Annotated in this window: 18 protein-coding genes and 1 pseudogene; 10 read left to right on the forward strand and 9 right to left on the reverse strand. The window is 73.0% G+C overall.

Translation table 11 applies throughout. From position 1 onward, the window contains the following. Positions 1 to 59: 59 nt before the first annotated feature. Positions 60 to 470, reverse strand: a complete 411-nt coding sequence (locus tag ACFQBR_RS05435; RefSeq protein ID WP_267950380.1) for a DUF2000 domain-containing protein — start codon at positions 468 to 470, stop codon at positions 60 to 62. A gap of 107 nt (positions 471 to 577) precedes the next feature. On the opposite strand from ACFQBR_RS05435, the gene ACFQBR_RS05440 reads away from it, so the two are divergent. The 5 genes from ACFQBR_RS05440 to ACFQBR_RS05460 all read left to right on the forward strand — a co-directional run bounded on the left by ACFQBR_RS05440 (position 578) and on the right by ACFQBR_RS05460 (position 6,737). Next, positions 578 to 1,033, forward strand: coding sequence for an Lrp/AsnC family transcriptional regulator (locus tag ACFQBR_RS05440; RefSeq protein WP_267949987.1), 456 nt, complete (start codon positions 578 to 580; stop codon positions 1,031 to 1,033). A gap of 220 nt (positions 1,034 to 1,253) precedes the next feature. Further along, positions 1,254 to 1,499, forward strand: a complete 246-nt coding sequence (locus tag ACFQBR_RS05445) for a glycine zipper domain-containing protein (RefSeq protein WP_267950592.1) — start codon at positions 1,254 to 1,256, stop codon at positions 1,497 to 1,499. A 212-nt stretch (positions 1,500 to 1,711) separates the two neighbouring features. Further along, a complete protein-coding gene (locus ACFQBR_RS05450; protein WP_344175893.1) occupies positions 1,712 to 3,121 on the forward strand; it encodes a nitrate/nitrite transporter in 1,410 nt (469 codons plus the stop codon). Then, on the forward strand, positions 3,118 to 5,190 hold the full coding sequence (locus ACFQBR_RS05455) for a molybdopterin oxidoreductase family protein (RefSeq protein WP_344175895.1): 2,073 nt from the start codon (positions 3,118 to 3,120) through the stop codon (positions 5,188 to 5,190). Before ACFQBR_RS05450 ends, ACFQBR_RS05455 begins: the two co-directional genes overlap by 4 nt. Before the next feature lie 92 nt (positions 5,191 to 5,282). Next, positions 5,283 to 6,737, forward strand: coding sequence for an FAD-dependent oxidoreductase (locus ACFQBR_RS05460; RefSeq protein WP_267949984.1), 1,455 nt, complete (start codon positions 5,283 to 5,285; stop codon positions 6,735 to 6,737). 85 nt (positions 6,738 to 6,822) lie between these two features. On the opposite strand, the gene ACFQBR_RS05465 is transcribed toward ACFQBR_RS05460, so the two are convergent. From ACFQBR_RS05465 to ACFQBR_RS05475, 3 genes and pseudogenes are all read right to left on the reverse strand, one after another. Further along, the gene (locus ACFQBR_RS05465) at positions 6,823 to 7,302 is read right to left on the reverse strand and encodes an MmyB family transcriptional regulator (protein ID WP_344175898.1); all 480 of its coding nucleotides are present in this window, start codon (positions 7,300 to 7,302) and stop codon (positions 6,823 to 6,825) included. A 16-nt stretch (positions 7,303 to 7,318) separates the two neighbouring features. Continuing rightward, a pseudogene (locus ACFQBR_RS05470) lies at positions 7,319 to 7,417 on the reverse strand (hypothetical protein); the annotation flags it as partial. A 90-nt stretch (positions 7,418 to 7,507) separates the two neighbouring features. After that, positions 7,508 to 7,765 carry a site-specific integrase gene (locus tag ACFQBR_RS05475; protein WP_344175900.1) on the reverse strand — a complete coding sequence of 86 codons (258 nt, stop codon included), beginning with the start codon at positions 7,763 to 7,765 and terminating at the stop codon, positions 7,508 to 7,510. Positions 7,766 to 7,970: 205 nt separating this feature from the next. Here ACFQBR_RS05475 and ACFQBR_RS05480 point away from each other — a divergent pair, with 205 nt between their 5' ends. Continuing rightward, entirely contained in the window at positions 7,971 to 8,570 is a 600-nt protein-coding gene (locus tag ACFQBR_RS05480) for a hypothetical protein (protein ID WP_344175903.1), read from the forward strand. Between the two features lie 469 nt (positions 8,571 to 9,039). Further along, positions 9,040 to 9,561 (forward strand): hypothetical protein, encoded by a 522-nt coding sequence (locus ACFQBR_RS05485; RefSeq protein ID WP_344175905.1) that lies wholly within the window; start codon positions 9,040 to 9,042, stop codon positions 9,559 to 9,561. A gap of 267 nt (positions 9,562 to 9,828) precedes the next feature. Here ACFQBR_RS05485 and ACFQBR_RS05490 read toward each other — a convergent pair whose 3' ends face one another. After that, a complete protein-coding gene (locus tag ACFQBR_RS05490; RefSeq protein WP_344175907.1) occupies positions 9,829 to 11,559 on the reverse strand; it encodes an SEL1-like repeat protein in 1,731 nt (576 codons plus the stop codon). Positions 11,560 to 11,941: 382 nt separating this feature from the next. On the opposite strand from ACFQBR_RS05490, the gene ACFQBR_RS05495 reads away from it, so the two are divergent. Then, positions 11,942 to 12,214 carry a hypothetical protein gene (locus tag ACFQBR_RS05495; RefSeq protein WP_344175909.1) on the forward strand — a complete coding sequence of 91 codons (273 nt, stop codon included), beginning with the start codon at positions 11,942 to 11,944 and terminating at the stop codon, positions 12,212 to 12,214. 210 nt (positions 12,215 to 12,424) lie between these two features. Here ACFQBR_RS05495 and ACFQBR_RS05500 read toward each other — a convergent pair whose 3' ends face one another. The 3 genes from ACFQBR_RS05500 to ACFQBR_RS05510 form a co-directional block, all read right to left on the reverse strand. After that, positions 12,425 to 12,565 carry a hypothetical protein gene (locus tag ACFQBR_RS05500; RefSeq protein WP_344175911.1) on the reverse strand — a complete coding sequence of 47 codons (141 nt, stop codon included), beginning with the start codon at positions 12,563 to 12,565 and terminating at the stop codon, positions 12,425 to 12,427. A 108-nt stretch (positions 12,566 to 12,673) separates the two neighbouring features. Then, positions 12,674 to 13,588 (reverse strand): aminoglycoside phosphotransferase family protein, encoded by a 915-nt coding sequence (locus ACFQBR_RS05505; protein WP_267949980.1) that lies wholly within the window; start codon positions 13,586 to 13,588, stop codon positions 12,674 to 12,676. Between the two features lie 214 nt (positions 13,589 to 13,802). Continuing rightward, positions 13,803 to 14,291 carry an anthrone oxygenase family protein gene (locus ACFQBR_RS05510; RefSeq protein WP_344175915.1) on the reverse strand — a complete coding sequence of 163 codons (489 nt, stop codon included), beginning with the start codon at positions 14,289 to 14,291 and terminating at the stop codon, positions 13,803 to 13,805. A 211-nt stretch (positions 14,292 to 14,502) separates the two neighbouring features. On the opposite strand from ACFQBR_RS05510, the gene ACFQBR_RS05515 reads away from it, so the two are divergent. Next, a complete protein-coding gene (locus ACFQBR_RS05515) occupies positions 14,503 to 17,511 on the forward strand; it encodes a helix-turn-helix transcriptional regulator (RefSeq protein WP_344175917.1) in 3,009 nt (1,002 codons plus the stop codon). 189 nt (positions 17,512 to 17,700) lie between these two features. Next, positions 17,701 to 18,540, forward strand: a complete 840-nt coding sequence (locus ACFQBR_RS05520; RefSeq protein WP_344175919.1) for a class I SAM-dependent methyltransferase — start codon at positions 17,701 to 17,703, stop codon at positions 18,538 to 18,540. A 31-nt stretch (positions 18,541 to 18,571) separates the two neighbouring features. Here the strand turns inward: ACFQBR_RS05520 and ACFQBR_RS05525 are convergent, their stop codons facing one another. Next, a complete protein-coding gene (locus ACFQBR_RS05525; RefSeq protein ID WP_344175922.1) occupies positions 18,572 to 19,741 on the reverse strand; it encodes a PP2C family protein-serine/threonine phosphatase in 1,170 nt (389 codons plus the stop codon). Positions 19,742 to 20,637 lie beyond the last annotated feature (896 nt).

Genomic DNA, 20,637 nt, shown 5'->3' on the forward strand with positions numbered 1-20,637 from the left:
CCGGGTGTCCCACCACGGCCCGCCCGGCGCGGGTCGGCCGCCGGGTGCGCGCCCCGGCCTCAGCGCATGAGGGGCAGCTGCCGGGTGAGCTTGTTGACCACGGTGCGGGGGCCGTGGAGCGCCACGCCCGCGTACTCCAGGTCACTCGCCGGGGTGGCGGCGAGCGCGTCCATGTACGCGCCGTAGTCGCGGGACCGGCGGGCCACCTCGTTGAACCCCACCACGGTCAGGTCCTGTTCGTCCGCCCCGGCCTTGATCTCGCGCAGCCGCTCGCCGGAGGCGACCAGCGTCGGCACCGGGTGGGGGTTGAGCCCGGCGTGCACCCCGCCGTCCGCGTCCTTGGTGTCGGCGGCCACGGAGTTCTCCAGGCGTCCGCCCAGTGCCAGCCCGAGCACCACGCCGGCGTTGGCGGCGATCGCGGGAGGCAGGTCCTCGCGCAGGATGACGACGAGCTTGGTGTCCATGGTCATGATTTCCCCGTTCATATGACGTTCCAGCCGTCCAGAAACTAGCCATAAGCACGCGGGTTGGGGACTGGTTCCGAACACTATTCGCCACGGCTTCTAGGCTGGAGGGCATGGACGAACTAGATTCGGCGATCGTGCGCGAACTCCAGCAGGATGCGCGGCAGACCAACCGCTCCCTCGCCCAGAAACTCGGCGTGGCCCCCTCCACCTGCCTGGAACGGGTCCGGCTGCTGCACCGGCGCGGGGTCGTCCGCGGCTACCACGCCGACATCGACCCGGCCGCGCTCAACAGGCCGGTGGAGGCGTTCGTGTCGGTGCAGCTGCGCCCGCCCAGCCGCCAGGTCATCGAGGGGTTCAAGGCGGCGATGTTCGCCCTGCCCGAGGTGCTGGCGGTCTACGTGGTGGCCGGCGAACAGGACTTCCTCGTGCACGTGTCGGTGCCCTCGCTGGACACCCTGCACAGCTTCCTCATCGACCGGCTCACCCAGCGGCGGGAGGTGACGAGCTTCCGCAGCCAGATCATCTACGACAGCGCCCGCAAACACGTCGTCGCGCCGCTCGACTGACGCCCTCCGCCGGGAAGGCCCCGCCCGCCCCTGCCCCGGGGGCGGACGGCCCCGCGCCCGCCTCGCAACATCCGTCCACCGGACGGGGACCGGGGCGGGTACCCACCTGTTCGTCTCCGAGTGGGACGAGAACGCCGACCACGCTACCTTTGTGACGCCTGGGAATCACGGGGCGTGTGCGGACGACACGGCCCCGGCCGCCACCGGACACGAGGAACGCATGAGCACGAAGAACAACATCGGCATCGGCCTGGCCCTGGGGCTCTCCCTCGGCGCCGCCTTCGGCCTGGTCATGGACAACCTGGCCCTGGGCATCGGCATCGGCCTGGCCCTCGGCGTCGCTCTCGGCTCGTTCACCGGCGGCGGCGACGAGCCCGAGGACGACGGCGCCGAGAACGAGGACCGGGACGAGGGCGAGGAGACCGACGGCGACACGGACGCCGGGGGCGACGACAAGAAGGACTGACCGACCCGACGTGTCCCCTGCCACACCCCCGCACCGAGGCCACGACCCCCACCTGCGAGAACGTCGGCCTCACCGCCCGCACGGCGCCCGGGTGAGCCGACTGTTTCCCGCGTGTTACGGCCCGACACGTCCAGGCAACGCGGGCTTCCTACCTTCGGTTTCATCGGTATCCGTCGAATCCGCCATCAGCCGTCGAGAAGGAAGGCCCGGTCGTGACGTCTGGCCAGCGCGCCCAGCGCACCGGTAAGAGCTGGATCTCCCGCTGGGACCCCGAGGACGAGGGGTTCTGGAACAGCGAGGGCCGTCCCGTGGCCCGCCGCAACCTGTGGGCCTCCATCGCCTCCGAGCACATCGGGTTCTCCGTGTGGAGCATCTGGTCGGTCCTCGTGCTGTTCATGCTCCCCGAACACGGCTTCTCCACCACACCCGAGCAGAAGTTCCTGCTCCTGTCGGCGGTCACCCTGGTCGGCGCGATCCTGCGCGTGCCCTACACCCTGGCCGTGCCGATCTTCGGCGGCCGCAACTGGACCATCGTCTCCACCGCCCTGCTCCTGATCCCCACGGGCGCGGCGTTCTTCCTCGTCCAGAACCCCGACACGCCCTTCTGGCTGATGCTGGCCCTGGCTGCCACCGCCGGCCTGGGCGGCGGCAACTTCTCCTCCTCCATGGCCAACATCAACTCCTACTTCCCCGAACGGGAGAAGGGGTGGGCGCTGGGCCTGAACGCCGGCGGCGGCAACATCGGGGTCGCCACCGTCCAGCTCGTGGGCCTGGCCGTCATCGCCCTGTTCACCACCTCCGCCGGGCAGCTGGTCCCCCTCTTCTACGCCCCGCTGATCCTCCTCGCCGCCTGGTGGGCGTGGCGGTCCATGAACAACCTGGTCAACGTGCGCAGCGACATCCCCGCGCAGCTCTCGGCCACGCGCGACCGCCACTTCTGGATCATGTCGCTGCTCTACATCGGCACCTTCGGGTCGTTCATCGGCACGGGGTTCGCCTTCGGGCTCCTGCTCCAGGCCCAGTTCGGCCTGGCCCCCGTCCAGTCCGCCGGGATCGCCGTCCTGGGGCCCGTCATCGGCTCCCTCATCCGCCCGGTCGGCGGACGCATGGCCGACTCCCTGGGCGGCGCCCGCGTCACCCTGTGGGTCTTCGCCGCCATGACCGCCTGCGCCGCCGTGCTCGTCCTGGCCGTCCAGGCCTCCCAGCTGGGCCTGTTCATCGGCGCGTTCGCGGTCATGTTCGTCCTGACCGGCCTGGGCAACGGCTCCACCTACAAGATGATCCCGTCCATCTACGCCGCCAAGGCGGAGGACGCCATCGCCGAGGGCGAGCCCCGCGAGGAGGCCCTGGCCCGGACCAAGCGCGTCTCCTCCTCCATGCTCGGACTGATCGGCGCCGTCGGCGCACTGGGCGGGGTCGCCATCAACGTGACCTTCCGCGAGTCGTTCGCCGCCACCGGGTCGACCGCGCCCGCCTTCCTGGCCTTCGGCGCCTTCTACCTGCTGTGCGCACTGGTCACCTGGGCCGTCTACCTGCGCAAGCCCGCCCGCACCCCCGAGGGCGCCCGGGCCGCCGGAACCGCCGCACCGGCGGCCGACGCGGCGGAGACCACCACGCGATGACCACCACCCACTGCCCCTACTGCGCGCTGCAGTGCGCCATGCGCCTGGAGCCCGGGCCGGACGGGCGCCTGGCCGCCCGCCCGGCCCCCTTCCCCACCAACCGTGGCGGGCTGTGCCGCAAGGGGTGGACCTCCGCCGAGGTCCTCACCGTCCCCGACCGCCTCACCCGGCCCCTGATGCGCAAGGACCGCGACTCGGACCTGGTGGAGACGGACTGGGACACCGCCCTGGACCACGTGGCCGAGCGCCTGCTGGCCCTGGCCGCCGAGTCCGGCCCCGACACCGTCTCGGTGTTCGGCAGCGGCGGGCTCACCAACGAGAAGTCCTACACCCTGGGCAAGTTCGCACGCCTGGCCCTGGGCACCTCCCAGATCGACTACAACGGCCGGTTCTGCATGTCCTCGGCCGCGGCCGGGGGCATGCGGGCCTTCGGCCTGGACCGGGGGATGCCCTTCCCCCTCTCCGACGTCGGCGGGGCCGAGGCGGTCCTGCTGGCCGGGGCCAACCCCGCCGAGACCATGCCGCCGATGATGGGCCACCTGTCCGCGCCCGCCCTCCTGGTCGTCGACCCGCGCCGCTCGGCCACCGCCCAGGTCGCCCTCGACAAAGGCGGCCTGCACCTGGCTCCCCGCCCCGGCACCGACCTCGCCCTGGCCCTGGGCCTGCTCCACGCCGTACGCGTCGGGGGATGGGTGGACGAGGAGTTCGTCGCCTCCCGCACCACCGGCTTCGAGGCCGCCTGGGAGCACGCCGCCGCCTGGTGGCCCGAGCACACCGAACAGGTCACCGGCGTGCCCGCCGCGCACATCCGGGCCGCCGCCGACCTGCTCGGCGCCGCCGCGCGCAACCGCTCCGCCTACGTCCTGACCGGGCGCGGCACCGAGCAGCACGCCAAGGGCACCGACACCGTCTCGGCGTGGATCAACCTCTCCCTCGCCCTGGGCCTGCCCGGCCGCACCGGCTCCGGCTACGGGTGCATCACCGGGCAGGGCAACGGCCAGGGCGGGCGCGAGCACGGCCAGAAGGCCGACCAGCTCCCCGGCTACCGCCGGATCGACGACCCCGCCGCCCGCGCGCACGTCGCCGGGGTGTGGGGCGTGGACCCCGACACCCTGCCCGGACCGGGCCGCTCCGCCTTCGAGCTCCTGGACGCCCTGGGCACCGCCGACGGGCCGCGCGCCATGCTGCTGTTCGGCTCCAACCCGGCGGTCTCCGCCCCCGACAGCGGCCGCGTGCGCTCCCGCCTGGCCGCCCTGGACCTCCTGGTCACCGCCGACTTCGTCCTGTCGGAGACCGCCGCGATGTCCGACGTCGTCCTGCCCGTCGCCCAGTGGGCGGAGGAGTCGGGGACCATGACCAACCTGGAGGGGCGCGTCCTGCGCCGCAACCGGGCCGCCGAGCCGCCCCCCGGGGTGCGCACCGACCTTCAGGTGCTCTCCGACCTGGCCGTGCGGCTGGGCCAGCCCCCCGAGCGCTTCGCCACCGACCCCGACACCGTCCTGGCCGAGCTGGGCCGTGCCTCCGCGGGGGGCGCCGCCGACTACTCCGGGGTCACCCCCGCACGGCTCGACTCCGGCGAGGCCCTGTACTGGCCGGTGCGCGCGGACGCCGCACCCACGCCCCGCCTGTTCCTGGACTCCTTCGCCCACCCCGACGGCCGCGCCCGGTTCCTCGCGGTGTCCCACCGGCCCCCGGCCGAGGCCACCGACGCCGACTACCCGCTGGTCGCCACGACGGGGCGGCTCATGGGCCACTACCAGTCCGGCGCCCAGACCCGCCGCGTCCCCGAACTGGGGCGGGCCGAACCGGAGGCCTACGTGGAGGTGCACCCGGACACGGCCGCCCGCGCCGGACTGGCCGCGGGGGACTGGGCACGCGTCACCTCCCGGCGCGGCCGCACCCGCGCCCGGGTGCGCCTGTCGCCCACCGCGCGCCTGGACACCGTGTTCCTGCCCTTCCACTTCGCCGGGGACCAGGCCGCGAACAACCTCACCAACCCGGCCCTGGACCCCACCAGCCGCATGCCCGAGTTCAAGGTCAGCGCCGTGCGCCTGGAACCCGAACCCTGATCCCGTCCGCCGCGGGCGCCGCCGCCCGCACCGCACCCGTCCACCCGGCCGACGCAGCCCGGGAACGCACACCCCACACCAGGAGGCAGAAGTTGAGCACCGTGCAGGGCGCGTCCCCGCGTCAGATCGTGGTCGTCGGCAACGGCATGGTCGGAGCCCGCTTCGCCGAGGAGGTGGCGCGCCTGGACCCCAAGGGCGAGCGCGTCCACGTGAGCGTGGTCGGCACCGAGCCCCACGCCGCCTACAACCGGGTCCTGCTGTCGGGGATCGTCGCGGGCGACTACAGCGCCGACCAGATCCGGCTCCCCGTCCCCGACACCCCGGGGGTGACCGTGCGCACCGGCGTCACGGCCACCGCCCTGGACACCGAGCGGCGCACCGTCGCCCTGGACGACGGCAGCCACCTGGCCTACGACGAACTGGTCCTGGCCACCGGCGCGCGCGCCGCCTTCCCGCCGATCACCGGGGCGACCGCGCCGGACGGGGCGCCGGGGGAGGGGGTGACCGCCCTGCGCGACCTGGCCGACTGCCACCGCCTGCTGGCCCTGGCCCGGCCCGGCGCGCCCGTGGTGGTGCTGGGCGGCGGGGTCCTGGGCCTGGAGGCCGCGCGCGGCCTGGTGGGACGCGGCGCCCGGGTGTCGGTGGTGGAGTCCTCCCCCTGGATCATGCGCCGCCAGATCGACCAGCCCGCCGCCCGGATCCTGGCCGACCGCTACTCCGCCCTGGGCGTGGCCGTGCACTCCTGGCGGGTGGCCTCCCGGTGGATCCCGGGCACCGGCCTGGAACTGGACGACGGTCGTATCCTGCCCGGCGACGCCCTGGTGGTCACCGCCGGGGTGCGCGGCAACACCGAACTGGCCGCGGACGCGGGGATCGGGGTCGAGCACGGCATCCTCGTGGACGACGCCCTGTCCACCTCCGACGCCCGCGTGCACGCCATCGGCGACTGCGCCCAGCACCCGGGCGGCGGCGCGGGCCTGGTCCAGCCCGGCTGGGAGCAGGCGGGCGTCCTGGCCCGGCGGCTCACCGGAACGGCGCCGAACGCCCTCTACACCGGGGCCCGGCCGCTGACCCGGCTCAAGGCCGAGGGCATCGAGCTGACCGCGTTCGGCAGGGTACACGAGGCCGACGACGCCGAAGGGCTGGAGACGGTCACCATCAGCGACCCCTACGGCGGGCGCTACGCCAAGCTGTCGGTGTGCGAGGAGAAGGTGGTGGGCGCGGTGCTCCTGGGGTTCCCCGAGGCCGCGGCGACGCTGTCCCAGCTCTTCGACACCGGCGCCCCGGTGCCCGCCGACCGGCTGGCCCTGCTGCAGGGGCTGCCGACCGCCGCCCCCGAGGGGCAGGGCGCGGTCGCGGAGGCGCCGGTGTGCCGCTGCAACGCGGTCACCCGCACCGACATCGAGCAGGCCTGGCTGGACGGGGCGCGCACCCGCGAGGCCATCGCCGAGACCACGCGGGCCACCACCGGGTGCGGCGGGTGCGTGCGCGACGTCAACGCGCTGCTGTCGGGGATGGGTGCCCAGGCCCCCGCCCCGGTCGCCTGACCCCGGGGCCGGGAGCCCCGGCCGGCGGGGCTGCGTCCGCCGGTCCGAACCGGTCCCCGAAGCACCGGAGCCGCCCCGGTCCCACTCAGCCCGGCACGTCCATGCGCTGCGTGCCGACCACCGACAGCAGGCGCAGCGCCTCCTCCGCCGGGGAGCCGGGGTCGGCCGTGTAGATCACGACCCGCTGGTCCCGGTCGGCGATGTCCAGGACGTCGCAGTTGAGGGTGAGGGCGCCCAGCAGCGGGTGCCGGAGGGTCTTGCGCAGGCCGGGACCGGTGCGCACTTCGTGGTCGGCCCAGAGCCGGGCGAACTCCGCGCTGCCGGAGAGGAGGTCGCCCACCAGCGCGGCCACCTCGGGGTCGTCGGGGTAGCGGGCGGCGGCCGCCCTCAGATGCCCGGCCGCGGCGCGCGCGAACGCCTCCGCCTCGGCGGGGTCGTGCAGCCGCGTGTCCGAGCGCGGTGCGAGGAAGGCGTGGCGCACGAGGTTGCGCTCGTGCCGGGGCAGAGCGGAGAAGTCCCCCCGGAGCCAGGCCTTGGTCGATGCGGTCCTGGCGCCGCCAGGCATAGACCGTCTCGGTGCTGATGTCCAGATCGTGTGCCACGTCCGCGATGCTGCGTCCGGCCTGGACCAGGTCCAGGACCTTGCGGCGGAACTCGGCAGGGTATCCACAACGTCCCACGATGCTCTCCTTCAAGGGTCACGTGATCCCAGGGCCAGAAAACCGACTCCGAAAAACGCAGGACACACCAAAATGCCCTGAAAAGGGGAGTCACTCGTCGGTGGGAAGGCGCGCGACCGCGGCTTCCATGTCGGCCTGGGTGCGCAGGGTGTAGCGGCGGGTGGTCTCCAGCCGTTTGTGGCCCATGAGCTGGGCCACGGTCACCACGTCCACTCCGCTGCGGGTCAGGTAGGTGCCGAAGGTGTGGCGCAGGGTGTGCGCCGAAAGCGCGGGGCGGCCGTTGTCGTCGACCAGGTCGACGTCGGCGGCGACCTGCCGGGGGGCCGGGCGGGACCGCAGGGGGTTCACCGAACCGCAACCAGGTCACCGGTTCTGATCACCGCAGAGGGGCGCCGTTGCCCCTTTCGGGCTTACCTTGTTCGCACCCCTCACAGGTGCATGCCGATCTACCCGGCGTGGGGCTGATAGGTGTCCTGGTCCGGCCACCGTCGTTGGTCGTCGGCGGGGGCGGTGCGGGTAGGGAACGGACCACTGTCACGCTGTTGGAGGGCCTATGCCGTCGACGTTGCTGATCGTGGCCGGATGCGCGCTCGCGTGCGTCTGGTCGCTGTGGGTAGTGATCGACTCCGAGGAGAAGCGCCTCAAGAAGCGCAACGACCTACTCACGTTCTTGGCGATAGTGGCCGCCAGCTTCGGCGCGGGCATGGCCCTGGCTGCGATCGGGGACGCGCGGCCGGAGAGCACCGGCATGGAGGTCCCCTTGGTGCTGCTGGCCGTCTGCGCGCTCTGTGCGCTCTGCGGCTTGGTGACCGAGGACCGCTACTGGGGCGGCATCCTCCTGTTGGTTGCGCTGGGGGCTGCCATGGCGGCTCTGGTCCTGGCCCTGCTCGGGATGGTCATGACCGATCCAGGCGCCCGGGAGGCGGTCGGCGAGGTGGTCGGCGAGGTTCTCAAGGCTTTGCTGACCTTGGTGGGCATCGTCGTGGCGCTCATCGTGGGAGTCGGGTTCGTGATCCTCATGAGCTGGGAGGACCCGAAGCACGGCATCGACCGCAGCGGCGGCGCGGGCTACAGCGGTTCCGGTAAAGACGAGGGCGGCTTCGACGGCTACGGCGGCGTCAGCGGTGACGGGGGCGACGGCGGCAGCGACTGACCGCCACCCTGCCTGGGGGTGAACCAAGTACGACCGGAAGAGGTAATGCGCTTTCATCCAATGAAGGACTCCTTCATCGGATGAAGTCCAGCGCCGCAAGGACTGGTGCTGACCGCACCGGTAAGAGCAGTTGCCGGAGCCCAGAACCGGTCAATACCGGGAAGAACCACGCCGGATCGCTAGACCACTCCACGCAGCCGGATTAGTCTATCTCCTGACCTGCGGGAACGCTAGGCCGCTTTCCGGCGTACTTGGTTCGCCCCCACGGACCTTGCCCGAGGAAAACACCTCCGAGATGTGAGCGGGATGGGTGTGGTGAAGTCGAACAGGTGGGACACGATGACCGCGCGCGCGAGGAACATCGGAACAGGATCTGGCGGTAAGGGCTACTCGCCGGTCACATGTCCTGTTGCCGGGCGTTCGGGAGCAGCAGGCCTATATGGCGGTTCAGTCTGGAAGGATCTGAAGCATGTCTGAACCAGAAGCGATTCTGCTCGCCGCGATTATCGCGGCCGTAGCCTCGATATTCGTGGGCCTGTTGGCGAACTCGGGGACAAAGGAGCAAGAAAGCAAGACCACCAACACCCATCGAGATAAAATTCTCGCCCAGCGAGAACAAATCATTTGGGAGGCGCGCCGGAATTTATTAAAGAGCTTCCGCCTGGCGGTAAAGGAATGTCAGATACTTCACGAGAATAACCACACTCAAGATCTATACTCGGAACGGCGCGCCGCCATCAACAAACTGGAGGATCTGTACTCTCAAATGGCATTCGAGGTTCCAGAAAGCAACGATATCCTACTCATATCAAGGTGCCTCATCGAGCACTTCAAGGAAATCAACTCAGTCGCATCGACCTACGCAGAAGAGCGCGACCCATCCTTGGCTAAAATTTGGCATACCCGGCTACACGATGAAATAAGCGACCTAAAGCACACCATGCGCCAGATGCAGCAGGCAGTGCATAAAGAATTTCGCGGCGACGGGTAGCCTGGCCTCATTCTTTATCAAACCGAGGGGAAGGCCGTTAACACTGCTGCTCGACCGCCTGCCACGTTGCCAGGACCACCACCACTGAAGCCCGACCAGAGAACCCGAAATTCCCCTCCTCGTCTTCGTCCAGCTCGTCGTCGCCTGGGTCGCACGGCGGGCGCACCTCCTGAGTCGATGGCCGGGTGGAACCAACGGCCGTCCGGGTAAGGAGGTCGTCGAGCACGGCCCGGCCGAATTGCGAAGGTGGGGGACGGGAGTGGGCCATCACTCGAATTGGCGGCGCCACTGCTCGGCCTCCTGAAAGCGCCCCACCCTTTCCAACAGGTCGCCCAGGCTCTTCCCAGCGGTGGTGTCACCGGCCTCGGCGGCTTGGCGGTACCAGCGTTCGGCCTCCTGAAGACGACCGACCCTCTCCAGCAGAGAGCCCAGACTCCACAAGGCGTGGGGGTCGCCGGCCTCGGCGCCTTGGCGGTACCAGCGTTCGGCCTCCTGCAAACGGCCAGCTTTCTCCACCAACCGGCCCAGACTCAGCAGAGCTTTGGTGTCACCGGCCTCGACGGCGCGCCGATACCACTGCTCGGCTTCCTGGAAACGACCGGCATCCTCTGCGGAGCCGCCCCGGTGACGCAGCTCTAATAATGTGCCGGTCTTGATGTTCTCGTGGTGCCGCTGCTCGGCCTTCTGACGATGGATGACCTTATCCGCCAGAGAGTCCAAACTCCACCTGGCGGTGGTGTGACCGGCCTCGGCGCCTTGGCGGTACCAGCGTCCAGCCTCCTCCAAGCGACCAGCATCCTCCGCCAACTGGCCCAGCTGCCACGTGGCGGTGGTGTGACCGGCCTCGGCGGCTTGGCGGTACCAGCGTTCGGCCTCCTCCAAGCGACCAGCATCCTTCGCCAACCAGCCCAGGCTTCCCAAGGCGGTGGTGTCGCCGGCCTCGACCCCCTGACGGAACCATTCCTCGGCCTTGCGAACGTCGCCGACCCTCCGCGCCAACTGGCCCAGCCTCGACAGCGCAGTGGTGTCGCCGGCGTTGAGGGAGCGCCGGTACCACCGCTCGGCCTCCTGGAAACGACCGGCTTTCTCCGCCACCTGGCCCAGCTGCCAGGTGGCGGTGGCGTCGCCGGCCTCGGCGGCTTGGCGGTACCAGCGTTCGGCCTCCTCCAAGCGACCAGCATCCTTCGCCAACCAGCCCAGGCTTCCCAAGGCGGTGGTGTCGCCGGCCTCGACCCCCTGACGGAACCATTCCTCGGCCTTGCGAACGTCGCCGACCCTCTGCGCCAACCAGCCCAGGCTCGACAGCGCAGTGGTGTCGCCGGCGTTGAGGGAGCGCCGGTACCACCGCTCGGCCTCCTGGAAACGACCGGCTTTCTCCACCAGTCGGCCCAGCTGCCGCATCGCAGAGGCGTCGCCGGCCTCGGCTGCGCGCCGGTACCACCGCTCGGCCTGCGAATCATCGGCGGCCATGCCTGCTAGTACGAGCATGGCCTGGGTGTTGCCCGCCTCCGCGGCGGTGCGGCACACCTGCAAGGCCTCCTCACTACGGCCCAGGTCCCGCAACAACTCGACGCGTTCGCGCAGGGACTCGGTGTCCTCACCGGCCTCCAGTGCGCGGCGCAGCCGGGCCACCTCGCCGCCTTCTTCCCCTGCGGGCTCAGAAGCGGGCGATGCGAGGGAGGGGGGTGGTGCGGCGGCGCCGGCCAGGAGCATGTCCAGAACCTGGCGTGCGAGGTGGGTGTCGGGTCCCGCGACGGAGATGTCTCCCTGGACGACACCGATCTGCAGGGCCGAGCCCGCCACGTCACCCGTCAGACGGTTCCTCACCTCGGGTGAGGCCGCGAGCTCGCGAAGGACGCGCAGGACATCGTCCGTGGTGTCGTGCACGGAGCGGACGCGGCCCTCTGGGTCCAGTGTCGCCCCGCACTCGCCGCAGTTGGTTTCCCCGTGGTGGGACTCGACGTCACAGAAGCGGCAGTAGCCGGTCGGTTTCTCCATGAGGCCGGGTGCTCCCTGTCGTGTGTACCGGGTGCAGTCACGGTACAGCCGCGTCCGGGCCGGTGTGGGGTGACGTCCGTGTTCGGCCACCCGGGCACCCGCACCTCCTCCTGGGGGCGAATCTTATCGGCGGCGGGACAACCCAGGTTGACGGATCCGGACACGAGGAGGCCCCCGGGCAACGAGGCGTTGCGCGGGGGCTGTCGTGGTCTCGTCGGGGAGCTCGGCCAGGGTGGCCTCGGCCGGGTGGTGGCCGTATGCGGACAGCACCCCTCGCGGGTGTCCGGGCCCGGGCTAGGGTTCGGACACCGCCGGACGGCACCGGACACCGACGGCGGTGCGCGATCACGAACGATGCCGACTCCAACAGCAGGAGGACAGAGTGGGAGCACTGAGTTTCGAGCCCGACGCTGACAGGCCCGAGGTTCTGCTCGTGGTCGATCGCGCCGCCGGCGTTCTGGTCGGCGAGGCCATCCCCAGCGACGTCTGGCCCGGAAAGTGGCGCGCCGCGGTCGCCCACCCAGGCAAGGGCTACGTCTACGTGCGGGTCCGCCCCTCGGGTGAGGACCTCGTGGAGCTGACCCAAGTCGGCACCGAGACCTTCACCAGCGCCTACGATGCCAAAGCGGCCATCGAGCGCAACCGCGTGCTGTGACCCCTCGTGATGACGGAGTTTGACGCTCGATATGGCGGTCACGGTGCGTCGTCGGACGGAGCGGTGGATTCTCCGTGAAGGCTACCGGGCCCCTGACGAGGTAGGTGCGGGTCATGGTTCTTCCTGCCTGTGCCGCTAGGCGGCCCCGGAGGGGCGGTGAGGGGCCCGGTTGCCGGGCTCCTCACCGCCGCTCCCAGTCGACCAGGCGTCTCAGACGCCCGTGGCGGCCATCTCGCGGGCGTACTGCGCGAAGTCCTTGGGCTCGCGTCCCAGAGCCCGGCGCACGCCGTCGGCGGGCTCCTCGTCCATGCCGGTCATGTCGGCCATGGCCGCGGCGAGCTCGGCGGGCATGCCCGTCTCCACCATCTCAAACCGGCCCCGTCACCGAATCGTCGCCCAGATCACGGTCCTACCGCCAAATCCTGCGGCAACCCTCTTCGACCCCCTGCCGGGCCCCGTTCAGCGGGCCGGGGCGGTGAGGCGCCGCAGGGCGGCGCGGGCGGGCGGGCCCCAGGCGGCCTTGCCGCCGGGGCGCCCGTGCTCGCCGGCGTCGCCGACGAGGATCCCGACGAGGGCGCGCAGCACCGCGCAACCGCGGGCACGGCGCAGGGTCGCGGCGTCCGCGCCCGGGCGGTAGGCGTCGTGGAAGCGGTCGGCGGCGCCGTCCGGCAGCAGGGTCCAGGCGGCGGCGAGGTCGTAGGCCGGATCGCCCGCGCACAGGTCCCCGAAGTCGACCACCCCGCAGAAGGCGCCGTTCTCGGTGAGGACGTTGGCCGGATGCAGGTCGGCGTGCAGCCACAGCGCCGGGCCTGCCCAGACGGGAGCGGCGACGGCGTCCTCCCAGACGGCGCGGACCGCGTCCGGGTCGGGGACCAGCCCCAGCCCGGTGGCCGTGTCGAGCTGCTCGGCGAACTGCTCGGCGGCCCCGGCCAACGGCCCCCCGCGGTCGCGGCCGGCGGGCGCCCCCACGGGGGCCGGCCGGTGGAGGGCCGTGAGGAAGGCGGCCAGGCCGTCGGCCGCGGCCCCGGCGCGTGTGGCGGGAGCGCGGTCGGCGGGCGTGCCCGGTACCCAGGTGGTGACGATCCAGGGCCGCGGGAACCGCTGGGAGGGCTCGCCGAGGCGCTGGGGGACGGGGACCGGGAGGGGGAGGCGCGGGGCGAGGAAGGGCAGCCAGGCGTACTCCTTGTGCAGCAGCGCGTCGGCGGACTCCGTCGCCCACGGCAGCCGGACGGCGAGATCGTCGCCCAGCCGCCACAGCTGGTTGTCCCAGCCACGCGCCCCGAGGCTCAGGGGCAGGTCGGCCAGGTCGGGGTGCTGTTCACGCAGCAGGCCGCGGACGAGCTCCCCCGTGATGTCGATCTCGGTGCGGGTCATGGGAGGCAACAGTAGACCCCGGCCGCACCGCCTCCGAGCCCCCGGGCCGGGGCGCGGTCGGGGCGGTCCCGGGTGATCGGGCGGCCCCGGACCCGGCAGGTCCACCGCCTCCCCTGAGGAGGGGGTGCGACGGCCGGGGGCGTTGCGTGGGCGCTACCGCCGCACCCGGCGGTCGCGCCGTCGACCCGGTCGCCGGGGGTTCTCCGGCGATCCGTCAGCGCACGGTCAGGGCCACGACGGCGCAGACCAGGGCCGCCGCGGAGGCGAGGGAGCGCAGGTGGTTCCAGCGCACCCACACCGGTTCGAAGGCGCCGCGCACCGCCGCCGGGTCGGCGATCCGCTCGGCGGGGCCGGCCTCGTCCAGGGCGTTGTTGCGAGGCACGTTGACCCCGAAGGTGATGCCCAGGGCCGCCACCAGGCAGGCGAGCGCCCCGCCGAACCAGACCGCGGAAGCGGTCTCGGCCGCACTGGTGTGGAGCACCACCGAGGCCAGCGCCCCCACCGGGGCGCCGATGAACACAGCCGCGAAGAGGGGGTTGAGGATGGCGACGTTGATGCCCTGCATCGACTCGATCATGGCGCGGTCGCCAGCCCGCCCCAGGCCGGGCATGACGGCGATCGAGAACCCGAAGAACAGCCCCGCGAACAGGCCCGTCAACACTGTGGCGGCCACCGGGACGACCGCGTACACCATGTCCGCCATTTCGTACCCCGGTTTTCCTGTTGTCGCGGTCCTCTGGGCGGATTGTATGCCCGGAACCGGTGGTCGCGCGCCCCTGCGGACGCGGGCGGCCGGGACCGTTGTCGCCCTGCGGGGCGCCCGGGCACGGTGTCCTGTGTTTCCGGCGCGTCAACACCTGAGTGCGCGCCCCGAACCCCTTCTCCGCCGTCCCCTGCCGCTATACCGTCGGTAGGTGTGCTTCCCCCCGCTCGTCGGCCGTGAGAAGGAACGACAACAGCTGCGCACCGCGGCGGTCCCCGGGTCCCTGGTCCTGCTGTCCGGGGCCGCGGGATCGGGTAAGACCCGCCTGGTCCGGGAGCTCCCCGGAGCCGTGGACGCCACGGTCCTGACCGGGTACTGCCCCTCCCGGGACGAACCCTTCCCCTTCGCCCCCGTCATCGAGGCCCTGCGCCGGGCGACGATCCCCGGCGGGCTCAGCCCGCTGTGCGGCGCCCTGCACCCCCTCATGCCCGAGCACGCCGAGCGGCTGCCTCCGCCGCCCCCGCCCACCTGTTCGCCGGCGGCCGAGCACCACCGCACCTACCGGGCCCTCACCGAGCTCATGGACTCCCTGGGCCCGACGGTGCTCGTCCTGGAGGACGTGCACGGGATCGATCCGGCCACCCGGGACCTGCTGTACTACCTGGCGCCGCGCCTGCCCGCCCACCTGTGCCTGGTACTGACCTACAGACCCGAGGAGCTGCCCCGGTCCTTCCCCGTCCACGCGCTGGCCGCCCGCACCCCGCCGGGCACCCCGCACCACGAACTCGCCCTGGCCCCGCTGAACCCCCGCGACCTGTTCGCACTGGCCTCCCGGCTCCTGGACGCCGCCCCCTGCGGTGCGACCGCGCCGCGCACAGCGTCCGCCGACCCGGCCGCGAAGAGCGCCGCCCCGCCCCCGAACGGGACCGGGGCCGGGGCCGGGGCCGGGGTCACCGCCGAGGACGCCGAACGCCTGCACGCCTGGACCGGAGGCCTGGCCCTGGCCGCCGTGGAGACCCTGCACCACCTGGCCTGCGCCCGCGCCGCCACCGGGCCCGGCGCCGGCCCCGCCGTCCCGGAGGAGCCGCCCGTACCCCCCACCCTGCGCGACTGGTTCCTCGAACGCCTGCACGCCCTGGACCGCGACACCCGCCACCTGGTGCGCGCCGCCTGCGTCCTGGAGGCCCCCGCCGCCGACGACGTCCTGGCCCGGGTCGCGGACCTGGGCCCCTCCCGCGCGGAGAAGGCGCTCTCCCGCGCCTGCCGGCTCGGCCTGCTGCGGCCCGCCGGCCCGGCGGCCCTGGAGGTCAGCACCCCTCTCCTGCGCCGGGTCTGCCACGACTCCCTCCCCCTGGGCAAGCACCGCCACCTGCACCGGGCCGCCCTGACCGCCCTGCCCCGGGGCCCCGCGCCTCCCCACGCCCGCCTGGCCCGCCACGCCCGTGAGGCCGGACTCGTGGAGGAGTGGACCGACCACGCCGAACGCGCCGCCGACCAGGCCCTGTCCCAGGGCGAGGACGCCAGCGCCGTCACCCTGCTGCGCGACGCCCTGACCCGCCCCACCCTGCCCGCCGGGCGCCGCTGCGACCTCGCCCTCAAACTGGGCCGCGCCGCCCTGACCGGGATCTCCGCCCAGCACACCATCGCCCTGCTGCGCGACGTCCTGGCCACCCCCGGCCTGCCCGCGCCCTCCCGGGGCGAGCTGCGCATGGAGCTGGGCCTGCTCCTGCTCAACCAGGCGGCGCAGGGGCGCACCGCCCGCAGCGAACTCGTCCGGGCCGCCGCCGAACTCACCTCACGCCCCGACCTGGCGGCCCGCGCCATGTGCGCCCTGGCCGTGCCGCGCAGCACCCCCGACCCCGTCGACACCCACCGCAGGTGGATGGAGCAGGCGGTCTCGGCCGCCCACCGCAGCAAGGACCCGGCCGTGGCCCACAGCGTCTCGGTCAACCAGGCCACCCTGCTCGCCCAGGTCGGGGACCCGGCCGCCTGGACAGCGGCCCTGCCCGACCCCGGTTCCCCGCACGTGCGGCCCACGCCCGAGGCCCTCGTGCGGCGCCGCGAGTTCGCCCGCGCCTCGCTCAACCTGGCCGACGCCGCGGTCATGCTCGGCCACTACGAGCGCGCCGACCACCACCTGTCGGACGCCGCCACCTGGTCGATCGCCTCGGAGGTGCCCTACATCCGCGAGAGCGCCCAGGCGCTCCGGCTGATCCTCGACTGGCAGCGCGGCCACTGGGCGGGCCTGGACGAGGAGGCCGAACGCCACCTGGGCCCCGCACGCCTGGCCCACCTGCACGCGGTCGCCGCCGAGCTGACCCTGGTGCGCTCCGCACTGGCCCTGGCCCAGGGGGACCCGGCCGGCGCCCGGTCCCACCTGGCGCTCCTCGAACCCGCCCCCGGGGACGACCCCGCGGCGCCCGACCCCGACCACGCGGTTCCCGTGCGCGCGTTCGCCGCCGGGCTGCTGGCCCGCCTGGCGATCGCCAGGGGCGACCCCGGGGAGGCGTGGTCCCGGGTGGAGGGCCTGGTGTCTCTGGTGGCGAGCAAGGGCGTGTGGGTGTGGGCGGCCGACCTGGTCCCGGGCATGGAGGCGCTGATCCCGGCCGGGCGCGGCGCGGAGGCCCAGGACCTGTGCGCCCGTTTCCGGGCGGGACTGCGCGGCACCGGCGCCCCGGCCGCCGCGGCGGCCCTGGGGCGGTTCGAGGCCGCCCTGGCCCGGCACCGCGGCCAGGGGGTCCGGGCGCTGCACCTGTACGCCGAGACCGCGTCCGCCTACCGGGCCATGCCGCGCCCCTACGACGCCGCCCAGGTCCGCGAGGCCGCGGCCCACACGAGACTGGACCGCTCCGGGGGCCGGTCCGAGGAGGAGGGCGTGGCGGGGCTGCGGGCAGCGCTGGAGGAGTACACGGCGCTGGGCGCGGCCTGGGACGCGGCGCGGGTGCGCCGCGCGCTGCGCGCGCACGGGGTGGTGGCCGCCCCGGCGGGCGGGCGCGGCCCGCGGGACCCCCGCCTGTCCCCGCGTGAGGGGGAGATCGCGGCCCTGGCCGGGCGGGGGAGCACCAACCGTGAGATCGCGGCCCTGCTGCACCTGTCCCCGCGCACGGTGGAGACCCATGTGGCCAACGCGCTGGCCAAGCTGGGGCTGCGTTCGCGCCGGGACCTGGCCCCGGTACCGGGCCGGGACCACGGGGGCGGGGTCGCCGCCGGCTCCGGTTGACCCGGGCCCCGACCTCCCGGGCGCACCGGTCCCGGGGCGGGGAGGGGCCTTCCGCCCCTGTGCCCGCACGGGGTCCGCGCCCCGCGAAAAACCGCTTCCCCGTCCGGCCCCGATCCGAGACCATGCCCCGAAGGGCCGGGCGGACATCCGCTCCGGCGCCCCGACACACGGAACGAGGCGTCCGAGGACATGAGCGACCACGACAGGGCCGTCGCCGACAACCGCGCGAACTGGGACCAGAGGGCCGACGTCCACGCCCGGTCCGCGATGTACGACGTCGACGGGCTGATCGCCGACCCCTCCTACATCTCGGAGGTCGTGCGCAACGACCTCGCGGTCCTGGAGCCGCACCTGGACGGCGGGACGGTGGCGGGCAGGTCGCTGCTGCACCTGCAGTGCCACATCGGCACCGACACGGTGTGCTGGGTCCGGCTGGGCGCCGTGGACGTCCACGGCCTGGACCTGTCGGCGAACTCGCTGGCCCACGCCCGGCGCATCGCCGCCGCCGACGGCGCGGACGTCACCTGGGTGGAGGGCGACGCGCGCACGGCGTCGCAGGCCGTCGACCGGCGGTTCGAGGTGGTCGTCACCGGCACGGGCGCCGTCATGTGGCTTCCCGAGCTGGGCCCGTGGGCGCGGTCGGTCCACGACCTGCTGGAGCCGGGCGGGGTGTTCGTGGTCCGGGACGACCACCCGCTCCTGAACGCGCTGGACTACGAGCCGTGGCAGGTGACCGGCGACTACCTCGGCGGCGGGGGCGCCGACACCTACGACGAGGCCGAGACCTACACCGACGGGACGGCGGAGTCCATCACGAGCACCGTCAACCACCAGTGGCGCCACAGCCTGGCGGAGGTGACCGGCGCCCTGCTGGAGGCGGGACTGGTGGTCGAGGCGCTCGGGGAGCACCCGTTCATGGACTGGCCCGCCTTCCCCGGGCTCGTGGCGTGCCCGCAGGGGTGGCGGCTCCCGGAGGGGGCCCCGAGGATCCCGCTGAACTTCTCGGTGGTGGCCCGGCGCCCGGGGTGAGCGCGAACGGCCGCGGGGCCGCGCCCGGGGTTCAGCCGTGCCATTCGCAGAAGAGGACGGTGGCGTCGTCGCCGAACTGCCCGTGGTGGTACTCCAGGACCGCGTGGACCAGGCGCCGCAGCGTCTCGGGGACGGGCATGCTGTCGGCCTGGTGGCGGATGACGAAGTCCACGAACCGCTCCACGCCGAACTCCCGGCCCTCGGAGTCGCGGGCCTCGATGATGCCGTCGGTGTACAGGAGCAGGCGGTCGCCGGGCTCGAGCTGCTCGTGGCAGACCGCGACGGGCACCCCCAGGTCCATGCCCAGGGGGTGGGAGGGGTCGCACTCCAGTGCGCGGACCTCCTCCCCCCGGATGAGCACGGGCGGCAGGTGGCCGCAGTTGACCCACCTCAGCTCGCCGGTGCTCAGGTTGAGCTCCGCCAGGATCGCGGTGGCGAACCGGGTCTGGACGAACTCCTGGATCAGGGTGTTCTCCACGCCCCGGGGGATCTCTTCCAGCGGGACGCCGCGCCGGCGCTCGTTGCGGAAGGCGCCCACCGCCAGGTTCGCGATCAGCCCGGCGGCGGTGTCGTGGCCCATGGCGTCGAACATGGCCAGGTGGGCGATCTCCCCGGCCAGGGCGTAGTCGAAGGAGTCCCCGGCGTTGTCGTAGGCGGGCTCGGTGGCGGCGGAGATGGTCACCCGGGAGTCGGCGAAGGTGCCCGGGGGCATCAGGGTCCACTGCATCTCCGCCGAGACGGACATGGGGCTGACCCTCACCAGGCGGGCGTGCGCGTCGCTGTTGGCGCGCTTGGCGATGATCAGCAGGCTCACCATCGCGGCCAGGTCGCGCATCGCGGAGCGGTCGGGGTCGCCCTTGTAGGCCACGTGGAGCACGCCCAGGCGTTCGGCCCCGTCCAGGATCGGCACCCAGTAGCGGCCCCGGTCCCCGACGGGCACGGTCACGCCCATGATGTAGGCCTCGCCGGCGACGGTCCCGTCGATCTTCAGGTCGTCTCCGCCCTGGTGGGCGTCGAGACCGCGGCCGGTGACCTCGCGCAGGACCTGCTGCTGGCGGTCGGCGAGGTAGATGCGGATCTCGGTGAGGTCCGCGGCCGCGGCCTTGCCGGCCACGAGGGAGGGGAGCTCCTCGAAGTTGGCGAGGTGCCCGGCCCTGACCAGGGACGTCATCAGCTCGTTGGACCCGTGTTTGAGCGACATGGCATGACCCCGGTCAATCTCGCGAGGCGGCAACTGCTTCGGAACCTCTACCCGGTTTGCCACATTTCGAGCAGAAAGTCCAGCTTGGGAGGGTGGCCGCCCCCGGCTCCACGACCGCCGCGACCGGTCCGCGGGCACGGGGTGTGGCCGATCCCGGCCGCGCCGTGTCCGGCAACGGCCGCTCGGCAAGAGCTACTCACCGGCCGCATGTCCTGTTGCCGAACGTTCGGGAGCAGCAGGACTTGTCATGGTCAGACGGGGGCGGTCGGTTCGGCGCGCTGTCTGTCCGAACCAGTGCTCAGTCAGGCTTTCGAGCGGGCTGGGGCTGTGCGATTCCCAGGGGCTTCCGTGCGCGTCGAGGATCGACGCCCCCGGCTGGTGGTTGTAGGAGGTGGCGTTCCCTCCGACGATGGCCTCTTGCCACCTGAGGTCGCTGGCGGCCTATGCGGGCCGGGCGGTGAGGCCTGGGCTCCGGAAAAGCCGCCGGGGCGGCCGTGGGAGGTCTCCCCGACGTGGTCGGTGCGGCCTTCCCGGAGGCCGGCCCGCACGCCGGCGCCCCGTGCCGCGCTCCACGGGACATCCTGCGACCATGGCCGCACAGCCCCGGCCTCCCGGGCGGACCGGGGCCGGGTGCGGACTGTCGGAGGCACCGGCCAAGGTGGCGGTGGCCGCTTTTGCCGCCCCCGGGCGCAGGCCCCACCACCGACCCCGACACCAGGGAGCCCCCCATGCCCGGCCGCCTCACCCCGGCCCGCTTCGTCGACCTCTACGACCTGGGCGCCAGACCGCACATCCTCGCCTACCGCACCTCTGTGGGCGACCGGCGGCGCCGGGAGTGGCTGATCGACGCCGGGCTCCTGGCCCCGTGCGATCCCCCCGACCGCGGCTACGCCTTC

Source organism: Nocardiopsis tropica (assembly GCF_042660575.1).
Taxonomy (GTDB): domain Bacteria; phylum Actinomycetota; class Actinomycetes; order Streptosporangiales; family Streptosporangiaceae; genus Nocardiopsis; species Nocardiopsis tropica.